At 60.9% G+C, this 18,004-nt stretch carries 16 protein-coding genes and 1 pseudogene; 8 read left to right on the top strand and 9 right to left on the bottom strand.

What is annotated here, in order from left to right; all coding sequences use genetic code 11:
- Window positions 1-62 precede the first annotated feature (62 nt).
- Window positions 63-2,810, top strand: a complete 2,748-nt coding sequence (locus ABD791_RS06440) for an ATP-dependent DNA helicase (RefSeq protein ID WP_345063586.1) — start codon at window positions 63-65, stop codon at window positions 2,808-2,810.
- Between the two features lie 590 nt (window positions 2,811-3,400).
- On the opposite strand, the gene ABD791_RS06435 is transcribed toward ABD791_RS06440, so the two are convergent.
- The gene (locus ABD791_RS06435; RefSeq protein ID WP_345063583.1) at window positions 3,401-3,808 is read right to left on the bottom strand and encodes a hypothetical protein; all 408 of its coding nucleotides are present in this window, start codon (window positions 3,806-3,808) and stop codon (window positions 3,401-3,403) included.
- Window positions 3,809-4,464: 656 nt separating this feature from the next.
- Complete coding sequence (locus ABD791_RS06430) at window positions 4,465-4,941, bottom strand: hypothetical protein (protein WP_345063581.1); 477 nt, start codon at window positions 4,939-4,941, stop codon at window positions 4,465-4,467.
- Window positions 4,942-5,197: 256 nt separating this feature from the next.
- Between ABD791_RS06430 and ABD791_RS06425 the strand changes: the two genes are divergently transcribed.
- The 3 genes from ABD791_RS06425 to ABD791_RS06415 all read left to right on the top strand — a co-directional run bounded on the left by ABD791_RS06425 (window position 5,198) and on the right by ABD791_RS06415 (window position 6,986).
- The gene (locus ABD791_RS06425) at window positions 5,198-5,767 is read left to right on the top strand and encodes a protein kinase family protein (RefSeq protein WP_345063579.1); all 570 of its coding nucleotides are present in this window, start codon (window positions 5,198-5,200) and stop codon (window positions 5,765-5,767) included.
- Window positions 5,768-6,180: 413 nt separating this feature from the next.
- On the top strand, window positions 6,181-6,447 hold the full coding sequence (locus tag ABD791_RS06420) for a hypothetical protein (protein WP_345063577.1): 267 nt from the start codon (window positions 6,181-6,183) through the stop codon (window positions 6,445-6,447).
- Between the two features lie 95 nt (window positions 6,448-6,542).
- On the top strand, window positions 6,543-6,986 hold the full coding sequence (locus tag ABD791_RS06415; RefSeq protein WP_345063574.1) for a hypothetical protein: 444 nt from the start codon (window positions 6,543-6,545) through the stop codon (window positions 6,984-6,986).
- A 939-nt stretch (window positions 6,987-7,925) separates the two neighbouring features.
- Here ABD791_RS06415 and ABD791_RS06410 read toward each other — a convergent pair.
- A complete protein-coding gene (locus ABD791_RS06410; RefSeq protein ID WP_345063572.1) occupies window positions 7,926-8,522 on the bottom strand; it encodes a dihydrofolate reductase family protein in 597 nt (198 codons plus the stop codon).
- A 201-nt stretch (window positions 8,523-8,723) separates the two neighbouring features.
- On the opposite strand from ABD791_RS06410, the gene ABD791_RS21245 reads away from it, so the two are divergent.
- Window positions 8,724-8,927 (top strand): NAD(+)--rifampin ADP-ribosyltransferase, encoded by a 204-nt coding sequence (locus ABD791_RS21245; protein ID WP_425562228.1) that lies wholly within the window; start codon window positions 8,724-8,726, stop codon window positions 8,925-8,927.
- Between the two features lie 18 nt (window positions 8,928-8,945).
- Here the strand turns inward: ABD791_RS21245 and ABD791_RS06405 are convergent, their stop codons facing one another.
- On the bottom strand, window positions 8,946-9,434 hold the full coding sequence (locus ABD791_RS06405; RefSeq protein WP_425562227.1) for a dihydrofolate reductase family protein: 489 nt from the start codon (window positions 9,432-9,434) through the stop codon (window positions 8,946-8,948).
- Window positions 9,435-9,455: 21 nt separating this feature from the next.
- Between ABD791_RS06405 and ABD791_RS06400 the strand changes: the two are divergent.
- Window positions 9,456-9,683, top strand: a pseudogene (locus ABD791_RS06400) (hypothetical protein); the annotation flags it as partial.
- Window positions 9,684-9,957: 274 nt separating this feature from the next.
- Window positions 9,958-11,220, top strand: a complete 1,263-nt coding sequence (locus tag ABD791_RS06395; protein WP_345063568.1) for an HAD-IC family P-type ATPase — start codon at window positions 9,958-9,960, stop codon at window positions 11,218-11,220.
- Here the strand turns inward: ABD791_RS06395 and ABD791_RS06390 are convergent.
- The 5 genes from ABD791_RS06390 to ABD791_RS06370 all read right to left on the bottom strand — a co-directional run bounded on the left by ABD791_RS06390 (window position 11,217) and on the right by ABD791_RS06370 (window position 16,669).
- Entirely contained in the window at window positions 11,217-13,631 is a 2,415-nt protein-coding gene (locus tag ABD791_RS06390; RefSeq protein WP_345063565.1) for a phosphoketolase family protein, read from the bottom strand. The genes ABD791_RS06395 and ABD791_RS06390 overlap by 4 nt on opposite strands.
- Window positions 13,632-13,663: 32 nt before the next feature.
- The gene (locus ABD791_RS06385; protein ID WP_345063562.1) at window positions 13,664-14,617 is read right to left on the bottom strand and encodes a hypothetical protein; all 954 of its coding nucleotides are present in this window, start codon (window positions 14,615-14,617) and stop codon (window positions 13,664-13,666) included.
- Entirely contained in the window at window positions 14,614-15,270 is a 657-nt protein-coding gene (locus ABD791_RS06380; RefSeq protein ID WP_345063560.1) for a cytochrome b N-terminal domain-containing protein, read from the bottom strand. Before ABD791_RS06380 ends, ABD791_RS06385 begins: the two co-directional genes overlap by 4 nt.
- Before the next feature lie 47 nt (window positions 15,271-15,317).
- Complete coding sequence (locus tag ABD791_RS06375) at window positions 15,318-15,485, bottom strand: hypothetical protein (RefSeq protein WP_345063557.1); 168 nt, start codon at window positions 15,483-15,485, stop codon at window positions 15,318-15,320.
- Between the two features lie 293 nt (window positions 15,486-15,778).
- Window positions 15,779-16,669: a universal stress protein gene (locus ABD791_RS06370; protein WP_345063554.1), complete on the bottom strand. Its 891-nt coding sequence runs from the start codon at window positions 16,667-16,669 to the stop codon at window positions 15,779-15,781.
- A gap of 243 nt (window positions 16,670-16,912) precedes the next feature.
- On the opposite strand from ABD791_RS06370, the gene ABD791_RS06365 reads away from it, so the two are divergent.
- The gene (locus ABD791_RS06365) at window positions 16,913-17,974 is read left to right on the top strand and encodes a zinc-dependent alcohol dehydrogenase family protein (RefSeq protein WP_345063551.1); all 1,062 of its coding nucleotides are present in this window, start codon (window positions 16,913-16,915) and stop codon (window positions 17,972-17,974) included.
- Window positions 17,975-18,004 lie beyond the last annotated feature (30 nt).

Genomic DNA, 18,004 nt, shown 5'->3' with positions numbered 1-18,004 from the left:
AGTGAACGGTGTCATCTCACTTGCTTGGTCCGGTCAGCGTTTGAAGAGGAGCAGGACACCTGATGGCAAGTCTCGAAGGACAGGTTCGAGCGGCGAGTGACGCGATCGACGCCAACATCGCCATGATTACGAGCGATCGCGGCTTTCTCTCGAAGAACGTGCTGCAGTACCTTCGTGATCTCGTTGAGGCGATGGTTGTGTGGGCTCACACCGGTGATGCGGCGTTGCGCTTCAACTACATGACGCAGTTTGAATCAGCTCGCAACCACGCGAAGAGTAAAGCGCAGTTCAGGCCACTCACGCGGTTCCACGCCATGCTGCAGGTGAGTGTTTCGCATTACACGCTCGACGGCGATCCCTCCGAAAGGCTGATGCTCAAGTACTACGAGTACCTACTTCGGGTACGACAGATCGCAAACGATCATCTCGGCATCGTGATCCTTCAGAATTTGGAGGACTTCCCGCTGGATCTCGATCCAGCGCTCCGTGAGTATCACGACAAGATTGCGGCCAAGATTGATGCGCCGGAGCTGGTGCCGCCGACCGGCCCGCGCCGTGATCGCTACTACGTTCTCAGCTCGCGGCCGTTCTACGCCAATAGGCGGATCTACTACGAGGTCACTTTCTCGCCGGCTCACAACAAGACGAGCAAGTTCGATCGCGTCATCGGCTTCACTGACATCGATGTCACCGATACATACGCGGCCAATATGGAGCTTGAGGGTAGTTCGATTGAGGTATTTGGGCAGACGATGCCGATCAACATCATTCGGTCGTGGGAAGTGTCGATCCGACCCTGTGAGTTCAACAACTATGCTCGCTTCTTCGGGCAAAGCACCAAGGTGCAGTCCGGGCAGATCGAGTACCGCAACCTCATGCAGTACCTCACGAGCACGCAATTCACGCTTCTCGACCTCGTCGATATGCCGGACGCCGAGTTCGGACGTGTTCAGGCATGGGCGACTACCGGGATAAAGCGCGACCCCGAAATCTTCCTGATGCTCGAAAGCACTAGGAGGATCATCCGCGGGAACCAGCCCGGGACTCGAATACTGCGCTATTTGCTGCTCGGCATGAACAACATGCTGATCCGCGGTCAGTACAACGTCGATCGGGCCGGATGGCTATCGAACTTGTACCTCACCTCCATGTCACGCCCTTTCGACCGCATGCCGTTCTGCAGCTATCCGCGCCGCCACACTCCTCGCTTCTACGATCTCGCCGTCGCGCTCGACACCTCAGGCCGCGAACATGAGTTCCTCGCTCGTCGGGTCATGAACAATGTCGAGCAGGGAGGCAATATCTACACGCCCGATGAGGAAATTGAGGGCCTCGGTGATATCGACCAGCTCATTGCGACGCACAACCAGCTTCTGCCGCCGACCTCGCGACACGCGCCGCGGAAGCTCGTCCATGACAAGGGCCATGTGTTCATCACGGGCTACGAAGATGACTCCGTAACCATCATCGACAAGCTTCAGACGATCGCAGCTGGAGGGCTCGCGAATCACGAAACCGACGCTAAGTCGTGGACAGTCGCCAACCCTCTCGAAATCGATGATGGCTTGAAAGCAGACGCCCTAATACGACTTTTCTCTCATTCGAAGGTTGCGCTTATCTACGGCGCTGCCGGTACCGGCAAGACCAAGATGGTTGAGCACGTGGCCGACTATTTCGACGGAAATCGACAGTTGTTCCTCGCAAAGACAAACACGGCCGTCGACAACCTGCGAAGTCGGATTGACAGCAGCGATGCGCACTTCAGCACGATTGACCTGCACCTGGGAAGCGGCAGTACTTCGTCTCTGCACTACGACCTGCTGGTAATCGATGAGTGCAGTACCGTCGGAAATGCCGACCTCCTCAAGGTCCTCGACAGCACGTCATTTGATCTGCTCGTGCTCGTCGGTGACGTCTACCAAATCGAGTCGATCGAGTTCGGCAACTGGTTTCGCACTATCCGGTCATACGTCACTCCAGACTCGGTCTTCGAGCTCACAGAGCCGTACCGGACCAAGGACGACGGTCTCCTGAACTTGTGGGACCGCGTCCGAACGCTTGACGACCGAATCGAGGAGTCGCTCTCGGCCAACGGGTACTCAACCGTGCTCGACGCGACGCTCTTCACGCGGGCCGATCCGGATGAGATCGTACTTTGCCTGAACTACGACGGCCTGTATGGAATCAACAACATCAACCGCTTCATGCAAACAAGCAACCCGAACCCGCCAGTGGTCTGGGGCGATGCCACCTTCAAGGAGGGTGATCCGGTGCTCTTCAATGAGACGGATCGCTTCCGACCGGTGATCTTTAACAATATGAAGGGCATCATCACCAAGATCCTGCGCACGCCCGGCAAGATCACCTTCGATGTTGACATCAAGCGCGTGGTGACTCCAGCGGAGCTGTCTTGGACTGATCTTCGCTGGGTTGCGGAAACGGTAGTCCAGTTCGACGTCTATGAGCGGGCCAATACCGACGATGATGATGACAGTGCGACGACGGTACTTCCGCTCCAGATTGCCTACGCGGTTTCCATCCATCGGGCGCAGGGTCTTGAATACTCTAGCGTGAAGGTCGTCATCACTGACGCCAACGAGAAGCGGATCTCACACAGCATTTTCTACACTGCAATCACGCGTGCACGACAACATCTCAAGATCTACTGGACGGCCGAGACGCAGAAGCGCATCCTCACTCGCATGGCGGTGAGTGAAAACGTGAAGGATGAAGCTCTCCTGGGAGCACGTCGAGGTATTGTCCCGGTGACACCACGGCCTCGGCTTAGCCATGGGCGGCCGACCCCATAGGAACTTCAGAACGGGTCAGCTGCGTAGTCAGCCTGCTTTGCTTGAGGCCTTACGCCTTGGCACCTTCGCACGCATCGTCACGCCGCTTCGGTGAGTATTAGAGTTTCTGAGCGCCACCAGTATTGCGGTTGAGCGCCACTCGCTCGCTCTCTGAATAGCGTTGTTCAGCGCCACCAAATATTCGAGTTCAGCGCCACCGTTCGTAGGATCCTTCTGCCGTGTGCCCTATCGCGCGGCAGAAGTAGTCGAAGATGTACGGAAGACTAGCGCGAAGCTCGTGCTCAGGCTGCGCAGCGAAGGGCCTTCGGGGAAGCAGATCGCCGTGTAGGGCTTGTCCCTGCACAAATGTGGCGGCGGTGCTTGAGGCCGCGGATCGGGAGAAGCTCGTTTGGGACGATGTCGCCGGCCCAGAAGACTCCGCGGCGTATGCGCTATTGCTCCCCGACCAGGGTGTGCATGAACGCTTGCACGCACAGCCCGATTGGAAGTATGTGCACCGCGAGTTGGCGCGGGTCGGCGTCAAACTCAAGCTGTTGCATAGCCAACCCGTGGGGCTGGTGATCGAGTTGACCGAAGCTGCAGTAGCCCCATTAGGGCCCCGCGTTTAGCTCAACCTCGTATGCCTCACCAGCCGCCCGCATCTCATCCTCGGTGACAAAGCCGGACTCAGGAAGCAGACGAGGCCGGAACGATTCAACGCCATCGACACACACAACGTCGTCATGCCAGTCCTCGTTGAATGACGGTTCGTAGTAGCAGTCCCAAGGCGCACGCATCGCCTCGTCAATTTCTGTTTCAGATGGCGCTTCGAAGACAGGCTCGGGGGCGATGTCGGCAGGCGAAGAAGACTCAGTCGACACAGCAGTAGCAGCTTCGAAAAAGCGGAGTAGCGTGCCGCCTGACCACACATTAAAGAAAACAAGAAGACCTACAACAAGCCCGATGACCATCAACGCCCGAGCAATCCAAGGGAGCTCGTTAGAGTTGCGTCCACCCATCGTTCGTCCCTTTCTGGTTGTCATCATCTTGGCAAGTCATTCAGTATTCGCCAATTCCGCTTTTGGGGTACTTCTTGGCGCGGAGTGACGGACGTCGGTGAGTGCGTGCTGAACCGCTGGCACTCACCGGCAATACCCGGCGGCACTCAAACGCAATATCCAGTGGCGTCGAGCTGCGATTCGAATACCTTTGAGGTTTTGCTGCTGTGGGAGCGATCCTAAGCGCTGGCGCCGTCCGTCCCTGGGTCGATTTAAAATCCAATTGCGCCGTCAAACCGGTGCAATTGCGGTTCGGTCGTCATGAAGGCCGCCGAGACCGTCGTCGCTCTCGGGCAGCGGGTCCTCCGGCTCTGGCAACACGACCACTGCTCGCATGGGCGAAGCTCACGCCTACCCATCTGCGACTGCTCAATGGATCTGTTCGTAGCTGGCCCATGAAAAAAGCACGTGGCGCATCCACGCGTTGCTCGTGACGACCGGAACGCTACGCGGCGATCTCGATCAAGAAGGCCGCACGAATACGATCGCCCGGTTGGTTTTGGTGGCAACTCGTGCCGTTGTCGGAGGTTCCAGATGCAATCCGGGGTCTGCTACAGGAAGACATGCTGGCCACCCTGCGCCGAGAGCACGCAGGCTGGCCAGCAGTTCAAAGGCGCTTACGCCCGGGCGAGACGTACGATCTCTGGCGCAACCGAGTATCCGCGCAACCGGCGGTAGCCGGTGCCAGGGCCGTAATCCGGAAGCATCGCATCAGCGGCGTCTTTGGGGAGCGCGTGGTCGGCGACCAATTCCTTCTGGATGATTATGAACGCTGTGGACCATTGATTCAGTCTGCGTTCGGCGCCGTATTCTCCGATGTCATACAGCTCTGCGCGGGAGAGGAAACCGCCGTTCGCAATGGCTTCATCAAATGCCGCGAGCTGCACCGTGTTTCCTCGGGAGGCAAGCTTGTCACGCAGAGCTTGGACGTGTTCCGGAGTCCAGCCGGTCGACTCGGCATTGCGCCAGCGCTCGTCGTCTTCAAATACCGGGCGATCAGTCTCGGGAGCGCGCATTGCACGCACCATTTCAAGCAGCTGCGCGACTTGCGTTGAGGAAATGCCACCAATGTCGAGGGTGAGTACGTCGTTCATGTAGGTTCCTATCTGTCGGGCCTCTCCTGACCTGCCGGACGTGAGCACGTAAGTAGGTTGGGAGAGGCTTGTTTTCGCCGAGTCGGAGTTGATAACAGCGACAACAGAGAGAGTATCCATCATTGTCGCTATTAGCAATGTTTTCTCCAAGTGGATGTTCAGCCGTTCGACACTCTCCTTCGTCGTCAGTGAGTGTGAATCGTCTTTCCGTGTGTCGCGGTGGGCGGCGCGAATCGTCGGTCGACAGTATGGAGTAATGACGATCAAGGCCGACATTGCCAAAGCACTACGAGCGCATGGGATCACACCGGAAGCGCCGCTGGTAAATCTTCAACGGGGAAGCGATATCTGGAGTGATCTGCGCACCCTCGTCGTCAAGGTTGGAGGCTGGGGCAATCGCATCTCCAACCTTGACGGTCTCCGCGCTCTCCGAGACGCGGGCGTTCGTAGTGAGCAGATTCTCATCGACGAGGTGATCGAGGTCGGCGATCGAGGTGCTGTAGTGGTCGGCTACCTCCGCCCCGACCGCCCTATTCGTGCAGATGACGCGGAGGCGGTCGGAGCGCTGTTGCGCGATGTTCACGAAGCGATGCTCGCCTCGGATATCTGGTACCCGCCGCTTGATGGATATGTCTTCGCCCCGGACGATTGGCTGGCGCAAAACATCATCATCCACGGGGATCTTCCGTACCTGGTAGACCTCGATCTGTGGGATGAGCGCGAGCGTAAGGAGTCGGTCGCCACAATGTGCTCAGACTTCATGAGGCAGCTTCTCCACAACGCTGACGACATCGCGGCGTTCCATCGCGGGTACGGCACCTACTGACTCGACCGCGCACGATGTCGGGCGCGCTAGCTACTCTTCGTGTGCTGTCGAGCCACCGCAGGGATACGCCGTGTGGGTCAGTGCAAGGAGCAGATTGGTTCACCATGTTCAACGACCTCGTCGCATCGTACGAAGTCAACGGGCTCACTCTCGAAACAGTCTGAAAGATCACCGATCTCCGCTGGATTCGCGTCGATCAGAAGAGCGAAATCCCCACCGAGCCGGGTATCTACGGATGGTTCGATCCGTCGCACTCGTACACGGTCTACCACGGCTCGGGTTCCGGAGCGGGCGGTCTTTACGGTCGTCTCGCGAATCAGTTCCGGTGGCGAGCAAACCAGCAAGCGCGTTTGTCGGACTTCGCCAATGATCCCACCGAGGAGAACGGATAAGCCCTCGCCGAGGAGTCTCCAGTGATCCGCGAATACACCGAGCGCGGGCTCAAGCTCTACGCGGCGATCGCAGAGCCCGCATCCTGGAGCGTCCCCGCTGAGCCTCGCACCCCCGCGAAAGCGGTCGAGTGGGAGACGTTCATCAACGCGGCGTCACATCTCGCGACCGGTCGCCGTTCGATCATCGGTGGTGGTGCGTGGGAGAACAAGGCTCAGTCGTTCGCAGAGCACATGACATCGGTGGCGTGGGATCGCCTCGTCGCCGTCTCGTCTGACTGGCGCAACTAGGCTCGGGGTCGAACCGGCAGTGCGTGATGGACTACGCTGCCGGTTCGACACAAGCTGCGGCAATGCAGTGCGCGCGGTTTGACTAACGTCGATGTATGCGGGTTGAGTATGTCGGGAAGAGCGTGGACGAAATCGGCGTGAGTGTCGCTGGAGAGCCACCGATCAAATGTGGCTTCAAGTACGGTGAGCGTTTTCGCAAGCAGGCTGAAGATCGCTTCCTCATCGAGAACATTGTCGGGGTCGATCCTGACCGCGAGGAGAACGCGGATGTGCTGTGGCTCCCACCGAGCGAGTTCGACGACGATGATGACGAGATCCTCGTCGCAGTGGTAGACGAGCGGTGTTTGCAAAATGACCGGCTCCTCGAATGGCTCAAGCGGGAATTGACGCTGACACCCGACTCTCCGTCGTTCGCGCGCGTGTTTGTCCCCGAATCAAGGCTCGGCAGCACGAGCGTTTCGCGCATGATGAACAAGCGGCTGTCGCGCAACTCGATTGAGGCGGCAGCATTCTCCTACTACCCGACGTTGGTGGACTAGCGCACGATCTGCTCGGTTGGTTCGACGGGGCGCGGATCGAGCGCTCAATCTCCCCGCGTTTATCCCCGCGCATTGCTCCAAATCTGGTCGAATTCCGCGCTTTGCCCGCGCTATAAGCAAGTGGCTGAGGGATGTGGGGGAGCTGCTATCGAACTACGATGGTCATCAGGTCGACCCGGCACGGAGCCATCGCATTCGGACCAAGTGAACAAAGAATTTAGCTAATCAAAAACCGTGTCGAAAACCTTGAGATTACACGCATTCAATCAGAATCAACCAGTGGGATCCCGTATATTAGTTTCTTCGCAGAAGACAGAGAACCGCGTAAATACAAGGGGCTCTGAAGTTTTAGAGTGAGGGCCGGACTGCTGAACGAGGTTCAGTGGGTTCCCGGTTCAAGTCCGGGGGGGTGCACCCTCAGACCCCTTGTTTTCCGCGGAAAACAAGGGGTTTTTTATGTTTAACACACCAAGCATTTCCGCTCATATCCAAACTGTCCTCGAGAGCATCGACGAGAATCTCCGGAACCAGACCCGGACCAGGCGCGCTTTCCGTGGCTGTCATGAGTTCTATACTGTCAGCTTGTCCACTTGCGCCCGCAAGCCGGACGTCGTACGGGCGCCCAAATGACTGAACCCGCCACCGGAGAGGTGACGACGCGAGGTGCCCGCAAGCGGAACCCTGAGGGGGACACCCTGGACGGTTCGCGACGCCGTACATGCGTTCGTCGCCACGGCCGCGTGATGGAACGACGATAATCATGTCACCACCTGGCCGGTCACCGGTCGATTCAAGGCGCTGCGGATGTTTGTGCTTCACGGGCTGCGCGTGGCCGCCGGTGTCGCCGGTATCGCCGGCATCCTGACCTGCACCACGGCGGCCGAGGCTAGCCAGCCACGTCCGGCGCCCTCGTGTGCTGCAGGGCCTCGGCCCTCCGGCTCAGGCATACTCGGGGCGCCCGCCCACGCGGTAGGTGAGCGCAACGATGCCGGTGCCGAACACAGTTGAATCCAGCAGTTCCAGCCCAAAGTCCAGGCCGTTCTGCGGGAAGAGCCGCTGGCCCTCGCCGACGATCACCGGGAACTGGATGAGGTTCAACTCATCCACCAGCTCGTTCTGGAGGAGCCAACGGGCGAGGGCTGCACTGCCCACCAGGAGCAGCTCGCCGCCGGGCTGCGCCTTGAGCTCGCGCACACGGGCCGTGACATCGCCGGAGACGACCGTGGTCTGTTCCCACGTCGGATCTGTCACGGTGGTGGAGACCAGGTATTTCGGTTTCGAGCTGATCGCCTCGCCGAAGCCGCCATCGTCGCTGCGGGCACCCCAGTACGTCTCGAACAGCCCGTACGTCTTCCGGCCAAGCAGGAACGCGTCCGGTCTCTGCCATGTGTGGAGGATGTACTTCACAGCTTCGTCGTCGTTGAGCGGCAACGCCCAGCCGCCTCGCGTGAATCCGGGGTCCATTTCCTCGTTGTTGCCGCCGTTCGCCTGGGCGACGCCGTCGAGGGTGATCTGCAGGCTGATGGTGAGTTTCATGGTGAGTTCCCTTCTTGTTCGGGTTGCGAAAAGTGAAATCTCCGATACTCAGGTTCTGCGGGCTTCCTGGCCGGCGTCCTTGACGAGTCGATCGCCGACGTCGAGTTTAATTGCCATGCGTTGAAAGCTAGCAAGGCGGACCGACCAATTCCAGTGGCGAGGCGCCTCTACTACCCGATAGCCGTACGCCATTCGAGATTCATGAGGCGGGTTTTGTTTCATGGCACGAAAGCCAAGTTGACGGTGGGCGGATCTGCTCATGCCGGCCGCCCGTCCAACTGCCGCGGAGGAAGGACAGGGAGTCACGGTAACCTCGCAGCGACCCTGGATGCAGCAATCCGGGGAGCGGAACATGGGCCAGCCTGGAGGGTGCGGTGTAGCCAGCAGGGATGTCGATTCTTTTGACCAGATCCGTGTGTTCATCTAGCTGGCCCGGTAGCTGAGGATGACGACACCGGAGGTCAGACGGCGGACGTCCAGGAGGGTGAACCGGGTGTTCAGGCTCTCGCCGAGCAGCAGGTCACCGGGTCCGCCGATTCCGGCGAGCTGGGGGTGAACCCACAGGTGCAGTTCGTCAAGCAGCCCGTGGGCCAGCAGCGTCTTGGCGACCGGGCCGTAGCCGTGCATCAAGATGTCCTCGCCCGGTGTCTGCTTCAACGTGGTGACTGCCTCTACCAGGTCGCCGTCCAGGATGGTGGTGTTTGCCCACTCGGCCGTCCTCAGCGTGGTCGAGGCGACGTACTTGGACATGGTGTTGATCCTGTCGGCATAGTCGCCGACCCGACCGGGCCACGTGTCCGCGTGGACCTCGTAGGTGTGCCGGCCCATCAGCAGAGCGGTGCTGGCCTGCAGTTGCTCCAGGGCAAAGGCATTGGTCTCGGCGTCAATGAAGGCGAAGTGCCACTTGTCCATGTGGTTGATCACGCCGTCGAGGCCGCGTTCGCGCAGCCCGATGCCGAGCATGTGAACGCCCAGTTCGACGAGGTCGTCCGCATGCTCGGCAAGTCCCATCCGAAGGTCGCGATGATGCTCGACGAGTGGGAAGCAGGCGACCGCCGCTACCTCTCCGAAGCCTCCATGGCCGCGCTGCTCACGATGAACGCTCCCGTGGTCGAGCCGGTCGAGGAGGTGGTTTCACTCCCCGAACTCACTGCGGCATAATCAAAACACTGACCCGCACGGTGTTGAGAAACTCCACCACTCAGCGGGACGTGACCGAGGTCGATCAGCCCTGGCGTCCTTGCGATGGGCGATCCAAGCGTGTGGATCAGCGCCTCCAAAGGTCATCGGTCGCTGATCAGTAGGACACCCATGTCGCCAACGTAAAGCAACTGGCAATAGGGGCGGGGTAGGCCGTTGGCGGCAGGACAGGCGAATAGAGCCGCCAGCGGTCGAGCTGACTGCCATTGAGCCGGCCGATGAGCGGGATCTGGTGTTGGCTGGTTTTCTGATCTTTCTCGACCGTCCGAAGGCCGATGCCAAGGCATCCCTCGAACTGCTGTCTTCGCTCGGCATCACGGTGAAGATCGCAACTGGCGACAACGCGAGAGTGGCCGAAATGGTGTGTGGCGACCTGGGGCTGGTATCGGGCGGAACTCTCACTGGCATACAGGTCGACGCGATGACGGATGCCGAACTCGCTGTTACCGCGCGCAACTCGAGCATCTTCGCCCGCGTGTCTCCCGAGCAGAAAGCTCGACTAATCCGGCTTCTGCGTCAGAGTGGCGGGGCGGTCGGCTTTCTCGGTGACGGAGTCAATGATGCCCTGGCGCTGCACTCGGCCGACATCGGAATCTCGGTGGATAGCGCCACCGACATCGCGAAGGATGCCGCGGATGTCGTGCTTTTGGACAAGGATCTCGGGGTTCTGGCCGAGGGGGTGATGGAGGGCCGACGAATCTTTGCGAACACCATCAAATACGTGCTGATGGGAACATCGAGCAACTTCGGCAACATGTTCAGCGCGGCCACGGCATCCGTCGTCTTGAGCTTCTTGCCCATGTTGCCAGGCCAGATTCTGTTGAATAATCTGCTCTACGACGCCGGGCAGCTGGCCATCCCCGGCGACCGCGTCGACGCGGAACAGCTTCGCGCGCCGTCACATTGGGACATCGGGTTCATCCGACGCTTCATGCTGCTGTTCGGACCGATCAGCTCCATCTTCGACTTCGCAACGTTCGGTCTGATGATCTTTGTTTTCGACGCTGTTCCTGGAGAATTTCGCGCCGGTTGGTTCATCGAATCGATTGCGACGCAGACACTGATCATTTTCGCAATCAGAACTCGCCGAGTCCCGTTCTTTCGCAGTCGTCCGTCCGCCGGATTGATCGTGGCCTCGCTTGGCGTCGTGGCGATCGGGGTCTACCTTCCGCTCTCGCCGCTGGCGGGTGTGCTCGGCTTCGACCCGCTCCCCGCCCCGTTCTTTCTCGCCGTGCTGGCCATGATCGTGATCTATCTGATCGTCGTCGAGTTCGCTAAGGCCTGGTTCTTCGCCCAGGCAGCGCAACAGCCGTCAGCGCCCCCACGACCACGCGGCCACGCCCACCACGTCAGTCGGCGGGCCGCGCGGTTCAGCACACCCCAGGCCATCCGAGCCGCCCCATCTGCCCGCGTAACGTCCTCGGCTTGGCCTGCCGCTGGCGCGAGTTCCTCGGGCACGCGCAAGGTTCGCGCCGGGCAACGCCGAGCCGGCAACTAGGCGTCAGGCGGGGTCCAGACCCAATCGCGAATTTCGGGAAGGTCTTCGAGGTGCTCGCGGATGTGGTCGTGGTGCAGACGGAGCATCCGTTCACAGTGTTCGACGAGGGAAGCGGCGCCATCGAAATGACCCGACACGCGGTGAAGGGCCTCCAGCGCCAAGTGAAATCGGCTCATCCGGTTCACAACCACCATGTCGAACGGGGTCGTCGTCGTGCCCTGTTCGGTATAGCCGCGCACGTGGAATCGCTCGGGGCTTGGCCGCCCGTGCAGAAGCTGGTGGAAGGCGCGCGCGTACCCGTGCCAGGCGACAACGACGTGGCGATCCGAAGTGAAGAGTCGTGTGAACGCGTCGTTGGCGAGGCCGTGCGGATGCACGTCGCGTGGCGGAAGTACGAGCAGGTCCATGACGTTGACCACTCGCACGCTCAATTCGGGAACATAGCGCTGGAGCAGCCAGGCGGCAGCCAGCGTTTCCTCGGTGGGCACATCTCCCGCGCACGCCAGCACAATGTCCGGCTCGGCTGGTTCTTCATCCGGCTGTTGATCGGTGGGCGCTGATGCGGTTTCGTTGCCGGCCCACTCCCAGATCGACGCACCCGACGCAGCATGCACTCGTGCCGCCTCGATCGACAAATACTGCGGATGAGACTGCTTGTCGACGACGAGCAGGTTCACGTAGTTGCGACTTTCGAGCACATGCTGCGCCGCTGCCAGCAGCGTGTTCGCGTCCGGCGGCAGGTACACCCGCACAACGGAACCCGAGAGCGAAAGCGCGGTGTCGATGAGGCCGGGACCCTGATGGCTGAAGCCATTGTGATCGTTGCGCCAGCACGTCGACGTGAGCAGGATGTTGAGGCTCGGCACCGGTCTGCGCCAGGGGAGCTCTCGCGCATGTTGCAGCCACTTTGCGTGTTGCACGGTCATGGAGGCGCTGACCATCGCGAATGCCTCATAGGTGGCGAACAAGCCGTGTCGCCCGGTCAACAGGTAGCCTTCAAGCCAGCCTTGGCAGAGATGCTCAGAGAGAACTTCCATCACGCGCCCGTCCGGTGAGATCTTCTCGCCGCCATCCTGAGCCGTCTCCATCAGGGCCCGGTCAGTGACTTCGAAGACAGCCCCCAGGCGGTTGCTGTTGGTTTCGTCAGGGCAGAAGAGTCTGAAGCGCGGATCGGTCGCCGTATCGGAATAGACATCCCGCAGTAGCTCGCCGAGTGGGCGGGTGGTCTCATGCTTCGTGGAACCGGGGATCCCGACGTGCACGGCGTAATCATCGATCGGCGGCAGGATGAGGTCGGCCACGTCGGGGCCGCCATTCGCGAATGGGCTCGCACCCATCCGCAGGCTGCCGCGTGGCGCGAGGGCTTCAAGTTCGGGCACGAGACGCCCTGAACGGTCGAACAAGGTCTCTGGCTCATACGAACGCATCCACGCCTCCAGCTGTGCCAGGTGGGCGGGACTTTCCCTGACCCCGGCGAGCGGGACTTGATGAGCTCGGAATGTGCCCTCGACCTGCACACCGTCGACGGTGGCCGGTCCGGTCCAGCCCTTCGGAGTACGCAGAATGATCGCGGGCCAGCGTGCGGGGCCGGACGCGCCGTGCTCGCGCGCTTGCTGCTGAATCGTACGAACCTCGGTGTACGCCTGCTCAAGAGCCGCAGCAAACTCGGCATGCATGACGAGCGGTTCGTGGCCGGAGACGATAAGGGGATTCCAGCCCTGGGCAGCGAGCAGAGCGGCGACCTCAGAATCTGATTGACGGCCCAGAACGGTTGGGCCCGAAATCTTGTGCCCGTTGAGATGAAGGATGGGGATCACCGCGCCGTCGCGCGCGGGGTTGAGGAAGGCGGGAGCTTTCCATGACGCAGCGAGTGGGCCGGTTTCGGCTTCGCCATCTCCGACCACACAGGCGACGATCAAATCAGGATTGTCCATCGCCGCACCGGTTGCGTGCGCCAACGAATAGCCCAATTCGCCGCCTTCATGGATGGAACCGGGAGTCTGGGGTCCCACATGACTGGGAATGCCGCCCGGCGTCGAGAACTGGCGAATGAGCCGGCGAAGCCCAGCTGAATCCTTACTGACCTCGGGGTAGATCTCCGAGTAGGTGCCCTCGAGGTAAACGTTCGCGACGATCGCGGGCCCACCATGGCCGGGCCCAGCCACGTAGAGCACCTGCGCACCCGTTCGTTGGATGAGGCGGTTCAAGTGCACGTAGATCAGAGAGAGGCCGGGGCTCGTACCCCAATGCCCGAGCAGACGCGGTTTGATGTGGTCTGTGGTGAGAGGCTCTCGCAGCAAGGCGTTCTCCTGGAGATAGATCTGCGCCACAGTAAGGTAATTTGCGGCATTCCAGTAACGGTTGAGAAGCTCAAGCTCCTCCGGCGTTATCTCAGCGAACGAAGCGTTCATGCGGGCCTCCATCATGCAGAGTCCCCCCTGCACTATTTGTGCCGGTAGTAGTCCCGCCAGATCAGCCGGTGTACCGGTATCCATTTGGGCAACGATCTCACACCAGGGATGAACGGCACCAGCATCAGCGCAACAGAGAGCACGAGCATGATCACTACGACGAGCAGATCAGCGTTGGGCGCAGAGGAGAACGGTTCGATCTGATACCAGAAAGAGAACAGCCAGAGCCAGGACTGACCGGGATAGTTACCCGTCTCGTTCATCACTCCCCACTGGTCGCCGGTGAGATGCTGAGCATCCGCAAGACCGGGGAAGTAGGTTCCATCACCGAGAAACAGAATTCCGCGGGTGTAATCCATGTTGTAGAACGCGCCGGGCGCCTGGATGACGTTGTCCAGGGCGCCGCCATCGGCCATCTGGAGCAAGGCCCCGGTCAGCGCAGGGACCGGGCCGTACTCGCCGGCCGCAACCTTGCCCGGATCGTTTTTTGGTGCGGCAGCGAGTGCCGCCGCGTACGCGGAGGTCCATGTCGTGCGCTGCGTCTCAGGGGCGCTGTTCCAGATACGGATGGCGACGGGAGGGCTGGGTAAGGTGCTCAGCGGCTCGATGACGAAGTCGTTGGCGGTATCAATTGGAATACGGACGCCGGACAGGCTTTGAAGGTCGATCGGTCCGAGCGTTTGGGTTGCGTCGGGCGTCGAGTTGTACGGTGGCCCGTACATCGCAGTGGTGCTGGTTCCGCCGAGCTCGGCGGTGGTCGTCGCCACAAAATCGGCCGGGGCGCTGTGCGCCCATTGCCGCAGGGTCACACTGGGGTCGTCAGGCGAGCTGAGAAATGCGGAGAGGCCGACAATCACGAGGCCGACAACAACAATGCCGACGGACAGTTCCTTGAAAAGGTCGTATCTGCGTACTGGCCCGCGCCAGGGCCTGCTCGCCACATCGTTACGCTTGCGCACCGACACGTTCGGTGGAGTCGTGCTCACGGTCGGTCACCATCCGTCTCAGACGGAGCGGCGTCGGGCGACGCGAGCTGACTGTCGCTATCGGCGACATCGAGCGGAGGCACGACCCCATGCATTCGCACCAGTAGAACGTGCAATGCGACGACCCCGGCGACGGCCAGCGGCAACAAGGTGATGTGCCACATGAAGATCTGGCCGAAATTCGCCACGTTGAACCAGGCTCCGATTCCCGTCGCGTTGAGGGCGTCTTTCGCCTCGAAGGCAATCCATTGCGCATCGAAATTGGTCTGCAGAAGGTAGCCGGTAAAAGCGGTGACAATCGAGACGAGAAATGCGACGACGCCGGTGATCCAAGTGAGGGTTCGCCCGCCGCGCCAGGCGGCCATCCAGAACTTGCCCCAGAGGTGAACCACCATGAACATGAAGAACAACTCCACGCTCCAGAGATGAACGCTGTTGACGAAGTGGCCCAGAGCCGAGACGTGGTACCACTGCGGGCCATTCAGACTGAGCACGAACCCGGAGACGAGGATGAAGACGAGCGCGGCAATGGTCGCCATTCCAAAGACGTAAATCCACGAAGCCACATAGCTTGGCTGATCCTCCGGAAGGAGTTTGTCCGGAGGCAGTCGACGCAGAAGCCAACGACGCGCGGCCCCCGTCCATGTGCTCATGTGAGGTTGATCCTCAGGTTCTGCGGGGGCAGGGCCGTTGCGGCTGTTCATTTCCTCCGCTTTCCGCCGGGAAACGGCAGGAACAGGGCGAGAACGAACATCACAACCATGAGTGCGATGACGACCAGATTACCGATCTGAATGGAGAATGGACCCCAGTCGAGGAAGATTCCGGGATTCTCTGCCAGGTGCAGAATCTCCAGCGCATTCATCATCTGTGCCTCCGATGACTTCCCCGCAGCCTTCTCCCATCAGTCGGGTGAAGGACTTCTTTCGGGGACAACATACGCCTCATCCGTCGACGCTGCTTGCCGGTACGAGCATGCACCCGGGTGCAATGTGACGTGCTCAGGCCGAGAAACGCGGCGCGCTCCTGACTGCTCGGGAAATGTCAGTCACAGACGAGAACGTACTGGCACGCGAACGGTTCAGCTGGGAGACGCCAGAGACGCAGCAATCCGTTGCCCCCACGTCTGAGCCCGGACGTGCTCGTAGACTATGACGGCTTTCACAATGCTGTCCTCTCAGTACTGCGCTCAGGAGCGGTGTCGCGAGGCGCAGCCGCCGCGTGCACGACGACGGTGGGGGCGGCGAGATTGATTAAGACGTCATGGGCCACCGGCCCCAGGATGGTCGGCGCCGCCTCACGGCGGGAGCTGCCAATCACCAGCAGCGTCGCCGACGCTGCGGCGTCGACCAGTGTCTCTGCCGCAGACCGGTTGACTTGCCTGGCCTGGATGGTGAGATCGCCATGGGCTGTCTGGGCCTGACTCCGCGCGTCGAGAAGCACGCTCTCGATGCGGGATTTGACGAGGGTGGCTTGCCGCCGGCGAACCTCGCTGGTCTCGATTTCGGCCGGGTCTTGGGCGGCCCAAGCGCCGACAATGATCAGCTCCTCGCCAAGATGATGGGCTTCGTCGGCTGCGAATGCGACCGCCGCCAGTGATGCCGCCGACTCGTTCACGCCGACGATGACGCCCTGACGCGTCCGCACGGGAGATTCGGGGATGATTGCGACCGGTGCGGGGGACCCGCCAGCCAGCTGCAGGCTGCGCGAGCCGAACACCCGTCCGCGCACGAAACCGGTCTTGTGAGTGCCGACAACGACGAGGTCCGCGTTTTCAGCGAGGGCGATCAGCTCCCACATCGGGTTGCCTTCCCGAAGCGTCGTGGTCACGGTCACGCGCGGGTCGATGGACCGGGCAAACGCAGCCTCGGCAGCCACAAGCGCGTCAGCTTCGATACGCACCTCGTCGAGTAGCCGGTAGCTCACGACGCCCCATTCGTCGTCGACGACATGGGCCAGCATGACGTCCTCGCCTGTGGCGGCGGCGCGTTGGACGCTCCACCTCGTGGCCGCCCGACTGGGCATCGAACCATCTATCCCGACGAGGATCATTTGCGCTCCCAACTCGAACCAGGTTTTGCTCTCTAGTTTCCTCTATGAGGATTGCGCGCGACAGAGCCACAATTTTCTACCTGGCCGAAGATGACAGGGGCACGGAAAGCCGAAACAGTACGCACACGACCGGAAGTGTCGGACTCAAGGCCCTATCAATGGCCGGTGAGCCTGACATAGGGTGGCCGGTGACAGCGCGACGAGCTCGCGACGGCCAAGGCAGCACCAAGAAATGGGCGCACAATGAAAGCACTCGTCTACGGCGGACCCGGCGTGAAGTCCTGGACGGATGTCCCCGATCCCGTGATCGTCAATCCAACGGATGCAATCGTGCAGGTCGATACGACCACGATCTGCGGCACCGATCTCCATATTCTCAAGGGGGATGTCCCCGCTGTGCAGCTCGGCCGCATCCTGGGACACGAAGGCGTCGGAACCGTGACCGAGGTGGGTGCGTCGGTGACGAGCCTCGCCGTCGGGGACCGGGTGATCATCTCCTGTATCAAGTCCTGCGGGCACTGCACCAACTGCGCGGTCGGACTCTATTCGCACTGCCTGGGGGAGGAAGGACAGTCCGGCATCGGCTGGATCTTCGGACATCTCATCGATGGAACCCAGGCCGAGTACGTGCGGGTGCCCTACGCGGACAACAGTCTGCACAAGCTCCCAGACGGTGTGCCCGACGCAGAAGCCGTCATGCTCTCCGACATCCTTCCGACAGGTTTCGAGATCGGCGTGCAGTACGGTCGGGTCAAGCCCGGCGACGTTGTCGCAGTCATTGGCGCGGGGCCCGTTGGCCTGGCCGCGATGGCGACCGCTGGACTCTACGGTGCGGCAACCGTCATCGCGATCGACCTCGACCAGAACCGACTCGAGCAGTCCCGGGAATTCGGAGCCACCGAGACGGTGCTCTCCGGAGCCGCCGACTGGAAGGAGCAGGTGCTGGCCCTCACCGATGGTGCGGGAGTGGATGTGGCGATCGAGGCGGTCGGGATCCCTCAGACGTTCACTATGGCCACCGAGATCGTTCGGCCGGGCGGGCATGTCGCGAACGTCGGTGTGCACGGCAAGCCGGTGGAGCTGCACCTCGAGAAGCTCTGGATACAGAACATCAACATCAGTATGGGGCTGGTCAATGCCAACACCACCGCGATGCTGCTGAAACTGGTGGCGCAGAAGAAAATTCCGGCCGACAAGCTGGCCACCCATCACTTCACCTTCGACCAGATGCTGGACGCCTACGACACGTTCGGCCGAGCTGCCGAGACCAAGGCACTCAAGGTTGTGATTTCTCGCAGCTCTTGATCGCGCAGGCTGTCGCGTTCCGCTCACCGG

Source organism: Glaciibacter kafniensis (assembly GCF_039538945.1).
GTDB lineage: Bacteria > Actinomycetota > Actinomycetes > Actinomycetales > Microbacteriaceae > Cryobacterium > Cryobacterium kafniensis.
This window is presented reverse-complemented; position numbering and strand designations above follow the sequence as displayed.

Excerpts from the sequence above, each read along its gene's own strand:
- ABD791_RS06365 (WP_345063551.1), top strand. The coding sequence starts at position 16,913 with ATGAAAGCACTCGTCTACGGCGGACCCGGCGTGAAGTCCTGGACGGAT.
- ABD791_RS06440 (WP_345063586.1), top strand. The coding sequence starts at position 63 with ATGGCAAGTCTCGAAGGACAGGTTCGAGCGGCGAGTGACGCGATCGAC.
- ABD791_RS06435 (WP_345063583.1), bottom strand. The coding sequence starts at position 3,808 with ATGGGTGGACGCAACTCTAACGAGCTCCCTTGGATTGCTCGGGCGTTG.
- ABD791_RS06375 (WP_345063557.1), bottom strand. The coding sequence starts at position 15,485 with ATGATGAATGCGCTGGAGATTCTGCACCTGGCAGAGAATCCCGGAATC.
- ABD791_RS06415 (WP_345063574.1), top strand. The coding sequence starts at position 6,543 with ATGCGGGTTGAGTATGTCGGGAAGAGCGTGGACGAAATCGGCGTGAGT.
- ABD791_RS06370 (WP_345063554.1), bottom strand. The coding sequence starts at position 16,669 with ATGATCCTCGTCGGGATAGATGGTTCGATGCCCAGTCGGGCGGCCACG.
- ABD791_RS21245 (WP_425562228.1), top strand. The coding sequence starts at position 8,724 with ATGAGGCGGGTTTTGTTTCATGGCACGAAAGCCAAGTTGACGGTGGGC.
- ABD791_RS06380 (WP_345063560.1), bottom strand. The coding sequence starts at position 15,270 with ATGAGCACATGGACGGGGGCCGCGCGTCGTTGGCTTCTGCGTCGACTG.
- ABD791_RS06390 (WP_345063565.1), bottom strand. The coding sequence starts at position 13,631 with ATGAACGCTTCGTTCGCTGAGATAACGCCGGAGGAGCTTGAGCTTCTC.
- ABD791_RS06405 (WP_425562227.1), bottom strand. The coding sequence starts at position 9,434 with ATGGACAAGTGGCACTTCGCCTTCATTGACGCCGAGACCAATGCCTTT.
- ABD791_RS06430 (WP_345063581.1), bottom strand. The coding sequence starts at position 4,941 with ATGAACGACGTACTCACCCTCGACATTGGTGGCATTTCCTCAACGCAA.
- ABD791_RS06425 (WP_345063579.1), top strand. The coding sequence starts at position 5,198 with ATGACGATCAAGGCCGACATTGCCAAAGCACTACGAGCGCATGGGATC.
- ABD791_RS06410 (WP_345063572.1), bottom strand. The coding sequence starts at position 8,522 with ATGAAACTCACCATCAGCCTGCAGATCACCCTCGACGGCGTCGCCCAG.